We start from the raw sequence: 19,015 nt of genomic DNA, 5'->3' as shown, positions 1-19,015 counted from the left end.
ACGAAAAAGAGGCTGCGCGATTGCACAGCCTCTTTGGTGTGTTGCGTTTAAGAGGTGTCTCAGGCGACCATTTGCCACGCGATGCCAGCGATGAAACTTCCGACCAGCGCAAAGCCAAGATAGGCCACAAACACGCGCGGTTTCACCAAAGCCCAGACCGCAATGGCCGCGGGGATAGAGCTGACGCCGCCTGCGATCATGAAACTCATCGCGGCACCGGCGGCCATGCCTTGCTGCAGCAGTGCATCGACAAGGGCCGGGGCTGCGTAGCCGTTCAGATAGACCGGGGCACCCACAAGCGAACCCAAGAAAATCGGCAGGACTCCGTCGCCACCCAGAACGCTTGCGATCAGATCGGCAGGCACATAGCGCACCATCAGAGCTTCGATTGTGTAAGCCAAGGCCAACCATTTCAGCAGGAAGAGCGCGTTCTCAAGCCCTGTGTCACGGAAGGTTTCACGACGCGCGGACTCGGTCCAGAATTTCCAGACTGGCGTTTCAGAGAAAGGCTTCTTCACACCACAGCAGCCGCCAACCTGCGGTTTTTCCCGCAAAGGTTCGTCAAAGACTGCGGATTTCGCGAAACTCATTGTGACAAAGCCACCAAACAGACCCAGTGACACAGCCGCGATGGTTTTCGCGATGGTGAAGTCCAGACCCAGAGTGCCCGCCGTGATCGAGAACATCGCAGGATCCATCAGTGGCGAGGCCAGCCAGAAAGCCATTACCGCGGACAAAGGCGCACCTGCGGCCAGCAGTGCTGCGATAAACGGAATAACTTCGCAGGAGCAAAACGGCGACAGCCCGCCCAGTAAGGCCGCAAAGATGATCATGCGGCTTTCTCTTCCAATAAAGGCCTTCGCGAGGACGTTCTCTGCGCCGCTTGCTTTCATGTAGGCGATGGCGACGACGGCAAAGAGGATGAAGGGAGCTGTGCCTGCCAGAGCGTCCAGCGCAAAGCTGACTGTCGGGACGAACTCGGCAAAGTCGAGCACAGCCACAGCGATCAATATGACAGCAATAGAAAGCCAAACGCGGTCAATTCGTTTGATCAGCGGCGGGCGGGGGGAGTGGGAGATATCAGCCATGGTTATGGGCCTCGTCAGGTGCATCGGCGCAGCATTCTTTCACTAGGAATTCCGAAAGCGCGCGCAGTTCTTCAAATTCAACGGCCGCGCAGATGATGCTGCGGCCTTCTTTATGCTGCCGGATCAGACCCGATTGCAGCAGGATCTTCAGATGATGAGTCAGCGTAGACCCCGTGACGCCCGTGCGATCCCCGAGCTCTCCGATCGAGAGGCCCTGCGTGCCCGCGCGCGTCAGGCTGCGCAGAACGGCAAGGCGTTGCTCGCTGCCAAGGGCTGCGAAAGTAGAGGCGGCGACTTCAAGGGAGAGGTCATTGGTGTCTGAATGTTTCATATTTCTAGAATTGTCGAAATAACGAGTCGGTGCAAGGTTTATTTTCATATTTTTCGAAATATCGAAATGAGTTGCGAATTTGAACTTTCCCTCTGGGCGTCAATCGGCAGGATAGGGCGATGGATATTCACGACGACATCCACGCCTGCAGGCTTTGTGCCGAGCGGTTCGCAGCCACGCATACTGGGCATGCTCCGCGCCCTGTGGTGTGGTTTCGCCCCTCGGCGCGGCTTTTGATCTGTGGTCAGGCTCCGGGGGCCAAAGTGCATGAAAGCGGCGTGCCGTTTACAGATCCCTCAGGCGTGCGCCTGCGCGACTGGATGGGCATTGATGACGCCGCCTTCTATGACCGCGACCGTATCGGCATCCTGCCGATGGCGTTTTGTTTTCCTGGCTACAACGCCAAAGGCTCGGACCTGCCGCCGCCACCGATTTGTGCCAAAACATGGCGGCAACCGGCGCTGGACATGCTGCCGAACGTCGAGCTGATCCTCTTGGTCGGCGGCCACGCCCAGAAATGGCACCTCGGCACCAAAAACGTCACCGACACCGTGCGGGACTGGCGCGCCCATGGGCCGCGTTTCTTGCCCTTGCCTCATCCGTCCTGGCGCAATACGGCTTGGCTCAAGAAGAATCCCTGGTTTGAAGCAGAGCTATTGCCGGTTCTGCGGGCGAGGGTGAAAGAGGTTTTAGCATGACCGACACCCCTCTGGACCTTGCCCATGCCGCGATGGAGGCCGCGCCCGAAGACGAGCGCGCACGGCTGCGGTTCTATGAACGACTGGCTGATGCAGAGCTGTTCCTGCTCTTGAGCGATGAGGCCACGGGCGAGACGATCAAACCTGAGGTCTTCGAGCTGCAGGACGCGAGCTTTGTTTTGGTCTTTGACACCGAAGAGCGTCTTGCCTCTTTCGTCGGCAAACCCGCGCCTTTCGCAGCCCTGTCAGGCCGCATGATCGCGCAAATGCTTGCGCCCTCGGGCATCGGCATGGGTGTGAACCTCGAGGTCGCGCCGTCGTCGATCCTGATCCCTCCCTCGGCTGTCACGTGGTTGGTTGAAACGCTGGACAATGCGCCCGATGAAGTGGAACAGAAGCTCGCTGAGGTCACCGCGCCCGCAGGCCTGCCTGAGGTTCTGATCGAGGCGCTGGATACCAAGCTCTCAACCGCCATGGGTCTGGCGCGCTGGGCCTATCTGGTGGGGACCGTCTCTGAAGCGGGCGGGCGTGGCCATATGCTGGGCTTTGTCGGCGCCATCCCCGAAGCGCAGGATGCTTTGGCGAAAGCCGTCTCGGAAGCGCTGAGTTTCACCGGTCTTGAGGCGGGCACTTTGGATGTTGGCTTCTTTGATGCGGCGCACCCTGTGGCCGCGCAACTCGCGCAGGTCGGCTTGCGCTTTGATCTGCCGCAGCCAGAGGTTCAGACTGAAATGGTCCCGATGGCCCCCGGCAGAGACCCCGACAAACCGCCGCGTCTGAAATAAGGGAGGGGCGCTGCCCCTCGGCCCTGTGGGCCTCACCCCGGAGTATTTTTGGCAAGATGAATGCGCTCAGTAGCCTGCTGCGCGGTCCACGAGATGCAGGAATGGTTCACCTGCCTCGCCACGACGAATGTTTTCAGCAATCACTTCAGAGGCCGTGATGGCTCGGGTTTCGGCGGCGATATGCGGGGTGACTGTGACTTTTGGGTGTGCCCAATAGGGGTGGTCTGTGGGCAGAGGCTCGATGCGGAAAACGTCGAGGGTGGCGTGGGCGATTTGGCCTGAGTCGAGTGCCGCGAGAAGCGCGTCATCATCGATCAGTGGGCCACGGCCCGGGTTGATAATCCGCGCGCCTTTGGGCAGCAGATCCAGCGTGTTTGCATTTAGCAGGTTGGTTGTGGCGGCCGTATCGGGCAGCAGCAAGATGAGGATTTCAGCTGTAGAAAGCGCATCCTCCAGCCCTTCGGCGTCGTGCAAGCAGGTGATGCCCTCGATCTGTTTCGCTCGCCGCGCCCAGCCGGTGACGTTGAAGCCCAAAGAGGCCAAAGTTTTCGCGCAGGCCGTGCCGAGTTCGCCCAACCCCAAGACCGTGACATTACGCTGAGAGGCTAGCGGTGGACAGGTCGGGGACCATTCTCCGCCTTGGTGATTGATCCAATGATCAATGTCCAAGTGATAGCGCAGCGTATGGCCCGTGACCCATTCCACCATGCCTTGCGTGAGCCCCGGATCCACCATCCGACAGAGCGGCTGGGTCAGGGTCGTATTGCCTGTGATCGCCTCCACGCCAGCCCATAGGTTCAGGACCGCTTTGCAGCGCACAAAGGCCGTGAAGTCCTGCAGGTCGGAATTGGGCGCATAGACGATATAGTCCACATCATCGGGCGCGTGATCCAGACGCAGATCCACTTTCAGATCGAACTTTTCAAAGGCCGCGCGCAGGGGCGCTTCATAGGTCTCCCACCGCTCAGCCAGGGCCGCGAATTGTACGTTGATCATGATGCGAAAACTCCGGAGGCCTCGGCAAAGCCTTTGACCTCGATCGGGTTGCCCGAGGGGTCGCGAAAGAACATAGTGCCCTGCTCACCGGGTTCTCCGGCAAAGCGCACGAAGGGAGCAAGCTCAAACTCCAACCCTTCCTCGGTGAGACGATCCGCCAGCATCTGCCAGTCCTCCATCGGAAGGATCACACCCATATGGGGCATCGGGACCATATGGTCTCCGACTTTGCCGGTGTTGGTGGTCTCAAACGGCTTGCCGAGATGCAGGGAAATCTGGTGGCCAAAGAAATCGAAATCCACCCATGTGTCCGTGCTGCGGCCCTCGGCACAGCCCAAAAGACCTCCGTAAAAGGCACGCGCCTCGTCCAGATCTGTAACGTGATAGGCGAGATGAAAGATCGACATGGAGGCTCCTACTTAGCGGGGGCGGTGCACATGGGCGCTTTGGACGATGCCGAAGGCCATCATTAAGACGAGCATCGACGATCCGCCCCAACTGACCAAAGGCAGCGGTACACCGACGACCGGCGCCATGCCCATGACCATCGACATATTCACCGCAAAGAACAGAAAGAACGTGCCCGCCATGCCCATGGTCATCAGGGACGAGAAGCGGTCCCGATTGGACAAAGCGCTAAGCACGCAAAAGATGATGATGAGCGCATAGAGGCTGAGCAAAGAGACGGCGCCGAGGAAGCCAAATTCCTCAGCCAGCGTTGTGAAGATAAAGTCGGTGTGCTTCTCGGGCAGAAAGTTCAGCCGGCTTTGCGTGCCTTGCATGAACCCACGCCCGGTCCAGCCGCCAGAGCCCAAGGCGATCTTGGATTGGGTGATGTGATACCCCGCGCCCAAAGGATCAGAGGCTGGATCCAGGAACGTATCGATGCGGCGATACTGATAGTCCTGCAAAAGCTGCCAGCCGGTACCGCGGCTTTGAAAGACCGCGGTGATCAACCCGATGCCCGCCGTGATCACCACGGCGAAATAGCCCCAATGGACGCCTGCCATAAAGATCACGGTCGCTCCGCCCATCAACAGCAGAAGCGAGGTGCCAAGATCCGGCTGGCGCAAAACCAGCATGACCGGCACCATGATGATCACAATAGGGATCAAGAGCCACAAAGGATGCGAGGTGCGATTGAGCGGCAGCCAGTCGTAATAGGCGGCCAGAAACATCACGAGGGCAATCTTCATCAATTCCGAGGGCTGCAGGCGCATGAAACCAAGGTCGATCCAGCGCTGGGCCCCCATTTGCACGGTGCCAAAGAACTCGACCCCGACCAGCAAAAGCAATGCGCCGGCGTAGAACACCGCCGAGACATTGCGCCAGAACCAGATGGGCACCATGGCCATGCCGAACATCAGGAAAAGCCCCATCGCAAAGCGTTTCATCTGCGCTTCGGCCCAGGGATTAAACGAGCCGCCCGCGACCGAATAGAGCATCAGAAATCCGACGCTTGAGACGGCGATCAAGAGGATCACCAAGGCCCAGTTGATGTAGAAAATCTTCCGCAGCCCCGTGGGGACATGTTTGACCGTATACTCGAGATAACTCATGCGCGGTCGCGCCCGGTGTTGCGCAGCTGCGGATGGTCGCGTTTCAGACGCGCTTGTTGCAGGCGGATCTTTTCGCGGTCCTTGGTGGGATAGGCCTCAAGCGGTGGATCACCGTCATAGAGCGCCTGCAGCGTGATATCGCGTGCAATGGGCGCGGCTGCGGTGGAACCGCCTCCACCATGTTCCACAACCACGCAGACCGCGATTTTCGGGTCGTCATAGGGCGCGAAATTAACGAAAAGCGCGTGGTCGCGGCGGTTCCACGGCAGGTCTTCGTTTTTGGTCACGCCCGCTTCGCGTTCGGCTGCAGTAATGTTGCGGACCTGACTGGTGCCGGTTTTGCCGGCAAGGCGGAACTCGTCTTCGATAATGCGGCTGGAATAGGCCGTGCCGCGCCGGTGATTGGACACAGCAAACATGGATTTGCGCACCAGACGCAGGTGGTTTTCGTTCACACCCAAGGGCGAAAGACCCCGCACCGGTTGCTCGACACCATCGACGGATTTCACCAAACGCGGCGCAAGCTGAAGGCCTGAGGCCAAACGCGCCGTCATCACCGCCAATTGCAGCGGCGAGGCCAGCACGAATCCCTGCCCAATCGAGGCGTTCACTGTATCGCCTGGCAGCCAAGCGGCATCCCTGTTGCGCAACTTCCAGTCCATCGTCGGCGCAAGCCCCTGCGCGACAGCTGACATCGGAATATTATGGCGCACACCCAGACCCAGACGTCGCGCCATGGCCGAGATCTTTTCGATCCCCACCTTCAGAGCAATCTCATAGAAATAAACGTCACAGCTCTCGCGCAGCGCGGTCTCGAAGTTTACATTCCCATGTCCGCCGCGTTTCCAGCAGTGGAACTTGCGATTGCTGACCTCAAGGTGGCCCGGGCAATAGAAGGTGTCTTCACTGTCGATGAGGCCTTCTTCCAACGCGGCCAGCGCGGTGATCATCTTGAATGTCGAACCGGGCGGATAAGTGCCTTGCACGGACTTCGTCGCAAGCGGGCGGTGATCGTTTTCGGTAAGTTTCGAGTAATCCGCGACCGAAATCCCGCGCACAAAGAGGTTGGGATCAAAGGTGGGGGACGAGTTGATCGACAGAATGTCACCCGTTTTGACATCCATCACAACGGCAGCCGCGCTTTCCTCTCCGAGGCGCGCTTGTGTATAGGTTTGCAGCTTTTGATCTACGGTCAGCTGCATATCAGCACCCGCAAGGCCTTCGCGGCGATCCAGCTCGCGCATCACGCGGCCAACGGCGTTGACTTCAACCCGCTTGGTGCCGGCTTTGCCACGTAGGGACTCTTCGCGTTTGGCCTCTATGCCGACCTTGCCGATCTGGAACCGCGGGATTAGCAAGAGCTGATCGGGGTCTTCGATCTTGGACAGGTCATAGTCCGACACCGGACCCACATAGCCGATCACATGGGCGAAGTCCCCGTCATGCAGATAGCGGCGAGACAGGCCCACCTCTGGTGTGATGCCGGGCAGGGCAGGCGCATTGACCGCCACGCGCGACATCTCTTCCCAGGAAATACGTTCCGCCACAGTGACTGGCAAAAACGGTGGTGAGCGCTTCATCTCTGTCATCGCGCGATTAAGCGCGGTGGCGTCGAGCTCCACCAGATTGGACAGTTTCGCAATCACCGCATCCACATCGCCCGCGTCTTCACGCACGATGGTAATCCGGTAGCTGGGTTCATTCACCGCCAAGGTCCGCCCGTTGCGGTCAAAGATCTCTCCGCGGGCGGGCGGGATTAGACGAATGTTGATCCGGTTTTCTTCGGCCAAAAGGCGGAACTCATCGGCTTGATCCACCTGCAGATGCCGCATGCGCAGACCCAAAACGCCCATAAACGCCAATTGCGCACCGCCCAGAAACAGCGCGCGCCGCGTCATGCGGGCTTGGTTCGCGACGATATCGGCTTGCGTCTTTTTCATACGCGCCCCTGCAGGAGTTCCGGATCCGATGGGTTGATTTTCCGCAAACCAATGAAGACGAAAAGCAGGATTGCCACAAGCGGGTAGGCCAGCACGCTCATAATCAGTTGAATAAGCGTGAGCCCGAGGCTCGCGTGATCCAAAAGGAAGATGGTCTCTAGCAGACGGTTGCCGAGCACAATTGCGGCCATGCCACCTGCCGCCGCCAGCCATTCCACGCTAAAGGGCATGTCACGCACGCCTGTTGAGCGATTGCGCAGGTTCTCGCAGACCAAATAAGTCGCCAAAGCCATCAGGCCAGGGGGACGCAGGAACACAAAATCCGCCAGAAGCATCACGCCTGCAATCGCCACAGGCGGTGCATAGTCCGGACGGCGCAGCACCCAAAGCACGCACATCACCAAGAGCATATCTGGCCCCGTGAAACGACGCGGCACGGTCTCCATCGGCAATAGCTGCCAAAAGATCACCAAAAGCGCGAGCGCCACAAAGGCCGCGCGCATCAGCCAAAGACGGGTGGTGAGGTTCTCACTCATCCTCAACCTCTTCGGCAATAATGGCGGGTTCAGGATCGGCAAGCTGATCTGGCGCGATGAGGCCACCGGTGCCTGTGATGCTTTCTTTGCCGTGGTCACGCAGCACGCGCAGGAACTCGAGCCGTTCATAGTCGGCAGACAGGCGCACGCGCAAACGGCCACCGGGATCAGAGGCCACATGGCCGATCAGCAGACCCGACGGGAAAACTCCGCCATCGCCAGAGGAAACCACGCGATCCCCCGGACGCACCTGATCGGGGTTCTCAAGAAAATCAATTACCGGCGCGACCGAGTTGTCGCCGACCACCAACGCGGTTTCCCCCGAAGGCTGGATCGTCGCCGGAATCCGCGAAGAACTGTCAGACAACAGCATCACGCGGCTCGTGGTATTGCCCACGCCCGAGATCCGACCCACAAGCCCAATCCCGTCCATCGCGGCCCAACCGTCGACGATCCCATCGCGCGCACCGATGTTCAGCAGAACTGACTGCCGGAACGGAGATCCCGCGTCAGCCAAAACAACACCGGTCACAAAGGTCAGTTGCGGATCCAGACGCACATTGTTCAGATCCAGTAGCCGCGCATTTTCTTGTTCCAACTGCAGCGCGGCCTCTTTCCAGGCCTTCATCTGCTGAAGCTCACGACGCAGCTCTTTGTTCTGGTCGACCACGCGCTGATAGCTCTGGAATTCGCGGATCAGATTGATGGAACCCGTGACCGGCGCCATGGCCCAATCCATCGAAGGCACAAAACGATCAATCACCATTGCGCGGAACCGTTCAACGCGCGGACTGTCGATGCGCCACAAAAGAAACGTCAGCAGCAAAATGGCAATCGTAAGCACGTAAAGCAGCCGCTTGAGCGGTGTTACGAAATCCTCCTGATTGCGATCTCGAGCCATTACGTCTCCGGTCTCAGGGCCTTACGCCTTCGGCGCATATGTAGCACGGGGTGCAGATTGGCCCAAAACATCGCTGTTTCAGGCCCTTTTTGTTTAGCTTTCGTAATCAATCGCGTGACGCAGCTGGTTTTCGTACTCCAGCGCTTTACCAGTGCCCAAAGCCACACAGTTGAGGCTCTCGTCCGCGATAGACACGGCCAGACCGGTCTGCTCACGCAGCGCCAGATCCAGATCGCCCAGCAGAGCACCGCCGCCTGTCAACATCACACCACGGTCAACAATATCCGCCGCCAGATCCGGAGGCGTTGCTTCCAGAGCAGTCATCACCGCTTCGCAGATCTGCTGCACAGGTTCCGCGAGCGCTTCGGCCACTTGCGCCTGAGAAATCTCGGTTTCCTTCGGCACGCCGTTCAGCAAGTCACGACCCCGCACCAACATAGAGGCCCCCCGGCCATCATCCGGCATGCGCGCGGTGCCGATCGAGGTCTTGATCCGCTCGGCAGAGCTTTCGCCCACCAGCAAGTTCTGCTGACGACGCAGGTAGGAAATGATGGCTTCGTCCATCCGGTCGCCACCTACGCGGACAGAGCGCGCGTAAACGATGTCACCTAGCGACAGAACCGCGACCTCGGTCGTACCGCCGCCGATGTCCACAACCATGTTGCCGGTCGGATCTGTGATCGGCATGCCCGCGCCAATGGCGGCTGCAATCGGCTCGGCAATCAGACCCGCGCGACGCGCGCCAGCAGACAGAACCGATTGACGGATCGCACGTTTTTCAACGGGGGTCGCGCCATGGGGCACACAGACGATGATCTTGGGCTTAGAGAAAGTCGAGCGCTTATGCACCTTGCGGATGAAGTGTTTGATCATCTCTTCGGCGGTGTCAAAATCCGCGATGACGCCTTCGCGCATCGGGCGGATCGCTTCGATGGATCCAGGCGTCCGGCCCAGCATCAATTTCGCGTCTTCTCCAACGGCCAGAACCTTCTTTACGCCATCCTTAACGTGATAGGCCACAACCGATGGTTCTGACATGACGACACCTTTGCCTTTGACATAGACCAGCGTGTTCGCCGTGCCCAAATCAATCGCCATGTCTGACGAAAACAGCCCGCCCAGATTTCCCAGCATAAAGTCTCGTTCCCCAGTAATGTTTCGGGTCCGCGACTCTGGGACGAGCGCGAACCGCTTTGTTATAGGCGGGCCTTAAGAAATGGGGAAGTGAGTCGCTGCGCAAAATCAGCGCGAATCCGCCGCGAAATGGGGTAGGGATGGTGTTTGACACTGTCTTAGGCGGCAAATCTGGCCTATGTGGGCAGAAAACACGGGGCGCGCGCCATGCTGAGCTATCAACATATCTATCACGCAGGCAATCTGGCGGATGTGCAGAAACATGCGCTGATGGCATGGGTGCTGGACTATATGACCGCCAAGGACAAGCCGCTGAGCTATCTGGAAACCCACGCGGGGCGGGGACTCTATGATCTGGGATCCGAGGAAGCCGCCAAGACCGGAGAGGCAGCGGCAGGGATCGCCATCGCCGAGGCTTGGTTTGACGAGGGCCACCCCTATCGTCGCGCGCTCGCCTCTGTCCGCGCGCAGTTTGGCGAGAACGCCTATGCCGGATCGCCCCTCTTGGCCGCAAATCTCTTGCGCGCTTCAGACAAACTCCACCTTGCAGAGCTCCACCCCGGCGAAGGGGACGCGCTTGAAGACGCGATGGCGATGTTCTCGGTCAAAATCCACCGTCAGGACGGCTTTGCCATGGCGCATGCGGTCTGCCCGCCAGAGCCGCGCCGTGGGGTTTTGCTGATCGATCCAAGCTATGAGATCAAAACCGACTTTGACCGTATACCCGGCATCATCGGCAAGCTGCACAAGAAGTGGAATGTCGGCGTCATCGCGCTCTGGTATCCGATCCTGAAAGACGGGAGCCACTTGCCGATGGTCACCGCGCTGGAATTCCAGAACCTGTCCAAAACCCTGCGCCACGAAGTGCGCTTCCCGCCCGTCAAGGACAAGCATCGGATGATCGGCTCTGGCATGTTCTTTGTGAATGCACCCTGGGGGCTTGAGGCCGAGACCCAAACCCTCAGCGCCAAGTTTGAAGCGCTCTAGGGGCTTTGCCCCTCAGCCCTCGCGGGCTTCACCCCAGGATATTTCCCTCAAGAGAAAAAGTACTCTCATTCTCTTGCTTTAAATATCCTCGTCGAAGGCAATGGCGCTATTGCGCCATGACCAGGCCTAGGTCAGAGACCAAGAGGTCTGCGTCAAAGTCTCGGCCATAGGCCACAAAACCGATTCCGGTTATGTTTTCGGGGGTAAATGTCTGCGGCAATTCCGCGTGCGACGCTGTGAAGGACGCTAAGTCCAGATCTACAATACGCCAGTCCTCTGTCGCTGTGAAACTTGCGCGATAGCTGTGCCACGGGCGCTTGCGGTCTGTGGTACGGACAAAGACATAATAGCTTTCGCCGTTGCCTTTGACCCGCAGTCTAAGGGCCTCTGTCTCTGACGGCAATCCGCCCCGAATGCCCGCGCGAAATTGAATAAAACCGCCGTTGTTGTCGGTGCTGACGCGGCCTTTCAGTCGCGCGAATGAGGCTCCGTCTGCTTCTTCGAATGTAAGATCGCCGTCGGACACGCCGCCCATCACGCCATCTTGCACATAGCTCCAACGCTGTTGCGCCTCCGCGTCGAAGGTCTCGATCCATAGATCGGCGCGCGCCTCGCCCGCGGCGACGGTCAAAAATCCGATCATTGCGCCTGCTTTGAGTGTCATTGTCATCCAGCCACCTCTCTCGCTGAGAGGTAGCTGAATTAGGGTATTCGACAAGCCTGCCGTTTAGGCCATGTCTTTGTAAGACACTTCCCGCGCATCCGCGCCTTCGCCCATTTTGCTGCGCCGCACATGCAGGCGGTTCAGCGCGTGGATATAGGCTTTGGCGGAGGCTACAACGGTGTCGGTATCCGCAGATTCACCGGTCGCGACATTGCCGTCCTCGGTCAGGCGCACAGACACAGTCGCCTGCGCATCGGTGCCTTGAGTGACAGCATGCACTTGATAAAGTTCCAGCCTCGCCGCATTCGGGTGCAGTTTGCGGATCGCTTTGAACGCCGCATCCACGGGGCCGTCACCCTTTTCGATGGCGGTTTTCTCTTCGCCGTCCACCGTCATGACAAGCGTCGCATCCGCCGGGCCGCCGGTGCCGCAGACCACGCGCAGAGTGACCAGTTTCAGCAGATCATTCGCGTCATCTTCACCGATCCGCATCAAGGCGATCAGGTCGTCGTCAAAGACTTCTTTCTTGCGGTCCGCCAGATCTTTGAAACGCACAAACAGATCCTTCAGCTGGTTATCCGCCAGCTCATAGCCCATCTGGTCCAGCTTGTCGCGCAGTGCTGCACGGCCCGAGTGTTTGCCCAGTGGCAGGGATGTGCCCGCGAGGCCCACATCTTCGGGGCGCATGATCTCGAAGGTCTCTTTGTTCTTCAGCATGCCGTCCTGGTGGATGCCCGACTCATGCGCGAACGCGTTCTTGCCGACGATGGCTTTGTTGGGCTGCACCTGGAAGCCAGAGACGGTGGAAACACGGCGCGAGATGGCCATGATCTTGGTGGTGTCGATCTCGGTGCGCCAGGGCATAATGTCGTTGCGGGTTCTCATCGCCATGACGACTTCTTCGAGCGCCGTGTTGCCCGCGCGTTCACCCAAGCCGTTGATTGTACACTCAATTTGTCGTGCGCCACCCGCAACAGCGGCCAGAGAGTTCGCCGTCGCCATGCCAAGGTCGTTGTGGCAGTGAGTCGCGAAGACCACCTCATCCGCACCCGGTACAGTCTCGATCAGACGTTTGATCAGATCGGCGGACTCAACAGGTGCGGTGTAGCCCACAGTGTCTGGAATATTGATCGTGGTCGCGCCTGCTTTGATGGCGATTTCGATGACGCGGCAGAGGTAGTCCCATTCGGTGCGCGTTGCGTCCATCGGAGACCACTGCACGTTCTCAACCAGATTGCGCGCGTGGGTCACGGTCTCGTGGATTTTCTCGGCCATCTCGTCCTTGGTCAGGTTCGGAATGGCGCGGTGCAGAGGCGAGGTGCCGATAAAGGTATGGATGCGGCTGAGGCCTGCGTGTTTCACGGCCTCGGCGCAGCGGTCGATATCGGCGAAATTGGCACGTGCGAGACCGCAGATGCGGGCGTTCTTCGAACGTTTCGCGATCTCGGACACGGCGCGAAAATCGCCTTCGGAAGCAATCGGGAAGCCCGCCTCGATGATGTCGACGCCCATGTCATCGAGCATCTCTGCTATCTCGAGTTTTTCCTCATGGGTCATGGTCGCGCCGGGGCTTTGCTCGCCGTCGCGCAGGGTGGTGTCAAAGATATAGACGCGGTTTTGATCGGTGGTGGTCATGTTGAATTTTCCTGATCAGATATGCGGTTTGGGCGCGGGCGTGACGCCGCTGTCGCCGGTATTGGGTTCGCCGGTAGGTTCGATCAAAAGCACTTTGACCTCCTCGGCGGCGCGGGGGCGGTGGACGACGCCTTTGGGCACGATCACGATCTCTCCGGCCCCGAAGGTAACCGGGGCGTGGTCCTCGTAGTCCATGGTGACTTCGCCTTCGAGTACGAGGAAGAAATCATCGGTGTCATCATGTTTGTGGAAGGGAAATTCGCCTTTGAATTTCACCACCATGACGTCGTTGCCATTGTAGGTGGCGACGACATGCGGGTCCCAATGGCTGTCAAACATCGCCAGTTTTTTGGCGAGGTTTATTGCTGGGGCGGGGTGAGTCATCTGTTGTCTCCTAAATGCGGGTATCTGGGCGCATGTCGCATATCCTCTGAGCGGGTGCGCCGAACCGGCCGCACTCAGAGGCGCGTTAGGAGTAGGTCTAGACCACGCGCAAAAGGCGCCGGAAGGCGCGCGTCAGTTGCGATATGGGTCTTGATAGCCATGTGCCGGACTATAGCTGGGAAATTCGGAATGAAAAGGGAGAAGTTTGGAATGTGTTGCGTGCGCGGGATTTGAGTATTTCTAGCAAAGTGAAATTGCGGTGGTTTGGTTGAATGGGCGCGCTATATCAGGGACATGGAACGCGCATTGATTATAGGGGCTTCGGGTGGCATTGGCACGGCCTTTGCTGACGCGTTGGCGGCGAGAGGTGTGGACGTCGTAGCGCTGTCGCGTCAAACCGAAGGGCTCGATTTCTCGGACCCTCCGGCGGCAGAGGCTTTGCTGGCGCGCGTTGGGGGGCCGTTTGATCTGGTGTTGGTCGTGACAGGGGCGCTGACCTCGACACGTGATCGGCCGGAGAAGAGCCTCGCTGAGCTGAGTGCCGAAGAAATGGCGGCGCAATTTGCGGTGAATACGATTGGGCCAGCGCTGGTTATGAAACACGCCAAGCGGTGGTTGCCGCGCAAGGGGCGCTCGGTTTTCGCCGTCTTGTCCGCACGCGTGGGGTCGATTGGCGACAATCGTTTGGGCGGATGGTATTCCTACCGTGCCTCAAAGGCGGCGCTCAATCAGGTGCTGAAAACGGGATCGATTGAGCTGGCGCGGACCCACAAAGAGGCGCTCTGTGTGGCCTTGCATCCAGGGACTGTATCCACACCATTTACCGAGAATTTCGCGGCACCAAACAAGCTGGCACCCGATGAGTCTGCGCAACATCTGTTGAATGTGCTCGACACTTTTGGCCCCGAGCACAGCGGATCGTTTTATGATTGGAAGGGCGAAGAGATCCCCTGGTAGCGCTTAGTTCTGTTTCAGCGCGCCATTGTCCCATTCACCGGAGGCCTCTTGGCCCGAGGCATATTTCATCAGCCCCGCACCCTGACGTTTGCCCGCGCGGAAGGTGCCTTCATAGACATCGCCGTTTGAATAGGTCGCAACACCCTGACCTTCGATCTCGCCGGCTTTCCATGATCCGGTATAGGTGAAGCCATCGGGCATGGTGATCGTGCCTTGCCCGTCACGCTGACCGTTAAAGAAGGTGCCCGCATAGACTGTGCCGTCAGGATAGGTCGCCGTACCTTGGCCGTGGCGCTGACCGTTTTCCCAATCGCCCTCATAGCGATAGCCATCGGCATAGGTCATCACGCCCTTGCCGTGGTTCTTGGCGTTCACAAAGTCGCCCTCATAGGTCAGCCCGTTCGCATAGGTCGCTTTGCCTGCACCCTGAATGATGCCCTGCGACCAGCCGCCCTCGTAAACGGACCCATCAGGGTAGGTAATCATGCCCTGACCATCTGCGAGATCCGCCATGAAGTCTCCAACGTAGACCGAGCCGTCAGGGTAGGTCACAGTGCCTGCCCCCTCGATGCGGCCTTCGATCCAGGCGCCGTCGTATTTATAGCCATCTGCACCGATAAAGACGCCTTGGCCGTGGCGGCGGTCGCCCGCGAAATCGCCTTCGTAAACGTCTCCATTGGCATAGAACACACGGCCCACGCCCTGACGTTGCCCGCCCACGAGCGTGCCCTCATAAACGTCGCCATTGGGTTGGGTCAGCTTGCCGGTGCCGTCGATTTGACCGGCGCTCCAGAGGCCCTCGTAGATCAGACCGTCAGGCATCGTCAGCGTGCCTTGGCCCTGACGTTGCCCAGCAATGATCGCGCCCACATAGACCGCGCCATCAGGATAGGTGATCTGACCGTCGCCCTCTTTGACGCCATTGACCCAAGAGCCCTCATAGACATAGCCACCGGGGCTTTTCATCATGCCCTGACCGTGGTGCAGCGCATTCACAAAGCCGCCTTCATAGACCACGCCATTGGCATAGATCGCAACGCCTTGACCGGTGATTTTGCCGTCCGCCCATTGGCCCTCATAGGTACCGCCATCGGCGAAGGTGATTTTCCCTGTGCCTTCGGGTTTGCCCTTTGAAAACTCGCCTTGATAGACCGAGCCATTCGGGAACCGCGCCTGACCGATGCCGCGAATTTCGCCATCAATCCAGTCGCCGGAATATTCATAGCCATTCGGCAGACGATAGGTGCCCTTGCCGTGTTGCAAGCCATCCTTGAAGGTGCCCTCATAGATGCCGCCATCGTCGTATTGTTTGGTCAATACGTCGCTGGATTGCGCCATGACCGAACCGGCCGTGCTCAACATGAAAAGAACCGATGCAATCGAGATTGCTGTTCTGCTGGTCATCTATTTGCCCCTGCTTGGGAATTCGCCCTGCCGGGCACAAGCGGCGCGTCCCCCACGCCTTTTCGCGAAATTAGTGCAGGAAATGCGCTCTGACAACGGGTTTTGCGGCTTTGAGCTTTTCCTCGCGCATGTATCTGGTAAATCAATCACATCTGACTGATGAGTGAGGCACCGATATGGCCGACAGATTCCGCGTAACGATTGCTCAGGCGAACCCAACCATGGGCGATTTGGCAGGCAATGCGGCCAAGGCGAAAGCGGCGTGGGACGCGGGAAAATCGGCGGGCTCTGACTTTATCGCGCTGCCCGAAATGTTCATCCTTGGCTATAACGCGCAGGATCTGGTGATGAAACCCGCGCTTCAGGCAGCCTGCCTTGAGCAGATCAAAGCTCTGGCGGCGGAGTGCGCTGATGGTCCCGCGATGGGGATCGGTGGACCGTTTGCCGAGGACGGCAAGCTCTATAACGCCTATTTCATCCTGAACGGCGGGCGGATCGTCAGCAAGCAGCTTAAGCATCACCTCCCGAATTACACCGTTTTTGACGAAGTGCGCCTGTTTGATTCAGGCCCACTGGGCGGCCCTTATGCCGTTGGCAACACCCGCATCGGCAGCCCGATCTGCGAGGACGCCTGGTTCCCGGATGTGGCCGAAACCCTTGAGGAATCCGGCGCGGAATTCCTCGTCGTGCCCAATGGCTCGCCCTATTACCGCGATAAATTCGACCGCCGCATGAGCCATATGGTGGCCCGCGTGATCGAAACCGGCATGCCGCTGATCTATGTGAATATGGTCGGCGGTCAGGACGATCAGGTCTTTGACGGCGGCTCGTTTGTGCTCAATCCCGGTGGGCATCTGGCCGTGCAACTGCCGGTCTTTGACGAGGTCACCGCCCATGTGGATCTGGTCCGCGACGGGGACGGCTGGCGCTGCGAAGAGGGCGAGAAGGCCGTGCTCCCTGCGGGCGAAGAGCAGGACTATCGCGTCTGTGTCGAAGCCCTGCGCGACTATATGGGCAAGACCGGTTTCAAAAAGGTTCTGCTGGGTCTGTCCGGCGGCATTGATTCCGCGATTGTCGCGACGATCGCCGTGGATGCTCTGGGCGCGGAAAACGTGCGCTGCGTGATGCTTCCATCGGAGTATACCTCGCAAGGCTCGCTCGATGACGCCGAAGACATCGCGAAACGGCTCGGCGTGCACTACGACTACGTGCCGATCTCGGAAAGCCGTCAGGCGGTGACCAACACGCTGGCCCCCCTGTTTGAAGGGCTGGACGAAGGCCTCACCGAGGAAAACATCCAATCCCGTCTACGCGGCCTCTTGCTGATGGCCATGTCCAACAAATTCGGCGAGATGCTTCTGACCACCGGCAATAAATCCGAAGTCGCGGTCGGCTATGCCACCATCTATGGCGATATGAACGGCGGCTATAACCCGATCAAAGACATGTATAAAACGCGGGTGTTTGAGACCTGCCGCTGGCGCAACGCCAACCATCGCGACTGGATGAATGGCCCTGCGGGTGAAGTCATTCCGGTCTCGATCATCGAGAAACCGCCGTCAGCCGAGCTGCGCCCTGATCAAAAGGACGAAGACAGCCTGCCGCCCTACGATATCCTCGACGGCATCCTGCATATGCTGGTGGATGAAGAGGCCTCGGTCGCCGATTGCGTCGCCGCCGGATACACGCGCGAAACGGTCAAGCGGGTCGAGCATCTCTTGTACATCAGCGAATACAAGCGCTTCCAATCCGCCCCCGGCGCGCGCCTCAGCCGCCGCGCTTTTTGGATGGACCGCCGCTACCCCATCGTGAACCGGTTCAGGGACGACAGCGGCGCCTAGCGCGCCGCCCGTTTCGCACCCAACACGAGCAACGCGCCCGCCACATAAAACAGCGCGCCCAGGCCGACCATATAGGCGAAGACTCCGAACCAGCCTGTGGTTTCCGGGTTCAGGAAGAAATAGGGGAAACGCCCGTCAAACAGCCCTCGGACCATCGCATAGATGGAATACCCCAGAGGGCAACTGACCCAGACCAGCGGCTGCATAAACGTCAGCCCTGCCTTCGGTGCAAAAGCTACCCAGAAGGCCAATGTGGCAATCGGAACCGCCGTGTGCTGGATCTCGTTGATGACCGCATTGATACCAGTCGGATTGTGATCGGCTGCCAAAAGCGCATGGTAAACGATGCCCACCATGACAATCCATGTCGTCACCGCCGTCATCCACCCAACCGATGCATGGGCGCGTCGCAACACCATCAGCGCAAACGTCACACCCGTCGCGACCACCATCAAAACCGTAAAATACCGCGCCTGACGCCAGAGGGACTCAAGCAAGCCCATCCCTTCGCCAAGATCCAAAACAGTCTGCGTGATCTGCGCCCCAAGCGCCGCAATCGCGATCAAAGCGGCGAAAAGCCTCTGTGTGCTGGTCAAACTCATACTCTCTCCCCTTTGAGGCAGGCTTGCGAGACCCTGATGAGAGGTCAAGACAAGCGTCGCGTCAAGCAGAGGACGCATTGCCATTTGGGAGAAACGCCCGGACCGCGTAAACTGGCCTCAAGGAGCCCGTCATGTCGCAAAACAAAACCACCGCCACTGCCGCCGACCCCCGCGCCTTTGTCGAGGCCATCGAGCACCCCACCCGCCGCGCCGATGGGCTGGTTCTGCTCGACCTCTTCGCCGAAGTCTCGGGATTTCAGCCGGTCATGTGGGGCGGCAGTATCGTGGGCTATGGCCGCTATCACTATCGCTACAAAACGGGGCGCGAAGGGGATTTTCTGGCCACCGGCTTCAGCCCGCGCAAGGCGAACCTGTCGATCTACATCATGCCGGGCTATCAGGATTATGCTGAGATCATGGGGCGGTTGGGCAAGCACAAGCTGGGCAAAAGCTGCCTCTATGCGAACAAGCTCGCGGATATTGATCTGGACGTTCTGCGGGAGTTGGTCGCGGCGGGCTTGAGGAATTTGGATAAGATTTGGAAGGTTGAGGCGGGGTAACAACCCAAATTCT

Annotated in this window: 20 protein-coding genes; 6 read left to right on the top strand and 14 right to left on the bottom strand. The window is 59.0% G+C overall.

Going from position 1 to position 19,015, the window contains the following annotated elements:
- Positions 1–59: 59 nt before the first annotated feature.
- On the bottom strand, positions 60–1,088 hold the full coding sequence (locus HZ995_RS03415) for a permease (RefSeq protein WP_209357281.1): 1,029 nt from the start codon (positions 1,086–1,088) through the stop codon (positions 60–62).
- Positions 1,081–1,419, bottom strand: coding sequence for an ArsR/SmtB family transcription factor (locus HZ995_RS03410; protein WP_209357280.1), 339 nt, complete (start codon positions 1,417–1,419; stop codon positions 1,081–1,083). The genes HZ995_RS03415 and HZ995_RS03410 overlap by 8 nt, the downstream gene beginning before the upstream one ends.
- Positions 1,420–1,538: 119 nt before the next feature.
- Here HZ995_RS03410 and HZ995_RS03405 point away from each other — a divergent pair, with 119 nt between their 5' ends.
- Positions 1,539–2,117, top strand: a complete 579-nt coding sequence (locus HZ995_RS03405) for a uracil-DNA glycosylase family protein (RefSeq protein WP_209357279.1) — start codon at positions 1,539–1,541, stop codon at positions 2,115–2,117.
- Positions 2,114–2,902 (top strand): SseB family protein, encoded by a 789-nt coding sequence (locus HZ995_RS03400; RefSeq protein WP_209357278.1) that lies wholly within the window; start codon positions 2,114–2,116, stop codon positions 2,900–2,902. The genes HZ995_RS03405 and HZ995_RS03400 overlap by 4 nt, the downstream gene beginning before the upstream one ends.
- A gap of 66 nt (positions 2,903–2,968) precedes the next feature.
- Here the strand turns inward: HZ995_RS03400 and HZ995_RS03395 are convergent, their stop codons facing one another.
- The 7 genes from HZ995_RS03395 to HZ995_RS03365 all read right to left on the bottom strand — a co-directional run bounded on the left by HZ995_RS03395 (position 2,969) and on the right by HZ995_RS03365 (position 9,968).
- Positions 2,969–3,898: a 2-hydroxyacid dehydrogenase gene (locus tag HZ995_RS03395; RefSeq protein ID WP_209357277.1), complete on the bottom strand. Its 930-nt coding sequence runs from the start codon at positions 3,896–3,898 to the stop codon at positions 2,969–2,971.
- Positions 3,895–4,305 (bottom strand): VOC family protein, encoded by a 411-nt coding sequence (locus tag HZ995_RS03390; protein ID WP_209357276.1) that lies wholly within the window; start codon positions 4,303–4,305, stop codon positions 3,895–3,897. The genes HZ995_RS03395 and HZ995_RS03390 overlap by 4 nt, the downstream gene beginning before the upstream one ends.
- 12 nt (positions 4,306–4,317) lie before the next feature.
- Positions 4,318–5,457 carry a rod shape-determining protein RodA gene (gene rodA, locus HZ995_RS03385; RefSeq protein ID WP_209357275.1) on the bottom strand — a complete coding sequence of 380 codons (1,140 nt, stop codon included), beginning with the start codon at positions 5,455–5,457 and terminating at the stop codon, positions 4,318–4,320.
- Complete coding sequence (gene mrdA / locus HZ995_RS03380) at positions 5,454–7,397, bottom strand: penicillin-binding protein 2 (protein ID WP_209357274.1); 1,944 nt, start codon at positions 7,395–7,397, stop codon at positions 5,454–5,456. Before mrdA ends, rodA begins: the two co-directional genes overlap by 4 nt.
- On the bottom strand, positions 7,394–7,933 hold the full coding sequence (locus HZ995_RS03375; protein ID WP_209357273.1) for a rod shape-determining protein MreD: 540 nt from the start codon (positions 7,931–7,933) through the stop codon (positions 7,394–7,396). Before HZ995_RS03375 ends, mrdA begins: the two co-directional genes overlap by 4 nt.
- Positions 7,926–8,834 (bottom strand): rod shape-determining protein MreC, encoded by a 909-nt coding sequence (gene mreC, locus HZ995_RS03370; RefSeq protein ID WP_209357272.1) that lies wholly within the window; start codon positions 8,832–8,834, stop codon positions 7,926–7,928. The genes HZ995_RS03375 and mreC overlap by 8 nt, the downstream gene beginning before the upstream one ends.
- A 93-nt stretch (positions 8,835–8,927) precedes the next feature.
- Positions 8,928–9,968: a rod shape-determining protein gene (locus HZ995_RS03365; RefSeq protein WP_209357271.1), complete on the bottom strand. Its 1,041-nt coding sequence runs from the start codon at positions 9,966–9,968 to the stop codon at positions 8,928–8,930.
- Positions 9,969–10,175: 207 nt separating this feature from the next.
- Here HZ995_RS03365 and rlmJ point away from each other — a divergent pair, with 207 nt between their 5' ends.
- A complete protein-coding gene (gene rlmJ, locus HZ995_RS03360) occupies positions 10,176–10,955 on the top strand; it encodes a 23S rRNA (adenine(2030)-N(6))-methyltransferase RlmJ (protein WP_209357270.1) in 780 nt (259 codons plus the stop codon).
- Positions 10,956–11,061: 106 nt separating this feature from the next.
- Here the strand turns inward: rlmJ and HZ995_RS03355 are convergent, their stop codons facing one another.
- The 3 genes from HZ995_RS03355 to HZ995_RS03345 are packed head-to-tail and all read right to left on the bottom strand — an operon-like array spanning position 11,062 to position 13,638.
- On the bottom strand, positions 11,062–11,625 hold the full coding sequence (locus HZ995_RS03355) for a CIA30 family protein (RefSeq protein ID WP_209357269.1): 564 nt from the start codon (positions 11,623–11,625) through the stop codon (positions 11,062–11,064).
- A gap of 57 nt (positions 11,626–11,682) precedes the next feature.
- A complete protein-coding gene (locus HZ995_RS03350; protein WP_209357268.1) occupies positions 11,683–13,254 on the bottom strand; it encodes a 2-isopropylmalate synthase in 1,572 nt (523 codons plus the stop codon).
- Positions 13,255–13,269: 15 nt separating this feature from the next.
- Positions 13,270–13,638, bottom strand: a complete 369-nt coding sequence (locus tag HZ995_RS03345) for a cupin domain-containing protein (RefSeq protein WP_209357267.1) — start codon at positions 13,636–13,638, stop codon at positions 13,270–13,272.
- Between the two features lie 294 nt (positions 13,639–13,932).
- On the opposite strand from HZ995_RS03345, the gene HZ995_RS03340 reads away from it, so the two are divergent.
- Positions 13,933–14,595 (top strand): SDR family oxidoreductase, encoded by a 663-nt coding sequence (locus tag HZ995_RS03340; RefSeq protein ID WP_209357266.1) that lies wholly within the window; start codon positions 13,933–13,935, stop codon positions 14,593–14,595.
- 3 nt (positions 14,596–14,598) lie between these two features.
- Here the strand turns inward: HZ995_RS03340 and HZ995_RS03335 are convergent, their stop codons facing one another.
- Positions 14,599–15,999: an MORN repeat-containing protein gene (locus HZ995_RS03335; RefSeq protein ID WP_432417984.1), complete on the bottom strand. Its 1,401-nt coding sequence runs from the start codon at positions 15,997–15,999 to the stop codon at positions 14,599–14,601.
- Between the two features lie 176 nt (positions 16,000–16,175).
- Between HZ995_RS03335 and HZ995_RS03330 the strand changes: the two genes are divergently transcribed.
- Positions 16,176–17,840: an NAD+ synthase gene (locus HZ995_RS03330; RefSeq protein WP_209357265.1), complete on the top strand. Its 1,665-nt coding sequence runs from the start codon at positions 16,176–16,178 to the stop codon at positions 17,838–17,840.
- Here HZ995_RS03330 and HZ995_RS03325 read toward each other — a convergent pair.
- Positions 17,837–18,442: a Pr6Pr family membrane protein gene (locus tag HZ995_RS03325; RefSeq protein WP_209357264.1), complete on the bottom strand. Its 606-nt coding sequence runs from the start codon at positions 18,440–18,442 to the stop codon at positions 17,837–17,839. The genes HZ995_RS03330 and HZ995_RS03325 overlap by 4 nt on opposite strands.
- A 131-nt stretch (positions 18,443–18,573) precedes the next feature.
- Between HZ995_RS03325 and HZ995_RS03320 the strand changes: the two genes are divergently transcribed.
- Entirely contained in the window at positions 18,574–19,002 is a 429-nt protein-coding gene (locus tag HZ995_RS03320) for a DUF1801 domain-containing protein (RefSeq protein WP_209357263.1), read from the top strand.
- The last annotated feature ends 13 nt before the right edge of the window (positions 19,003–19,015 follow it).

Source organism: Cognatishimia activa (assembly GCF_017798205.1).
Taxonomy (GTDB): Bacteria; Pseudomonadota; Alphaproteobacteria; order Rhodobacterales; family Rhodobacteraceae; genus Cognatishimia; species Cognatishimia activa_A.
This window is presented reverse-complemented; position numbering and strand designations above follow the sequence as displayed.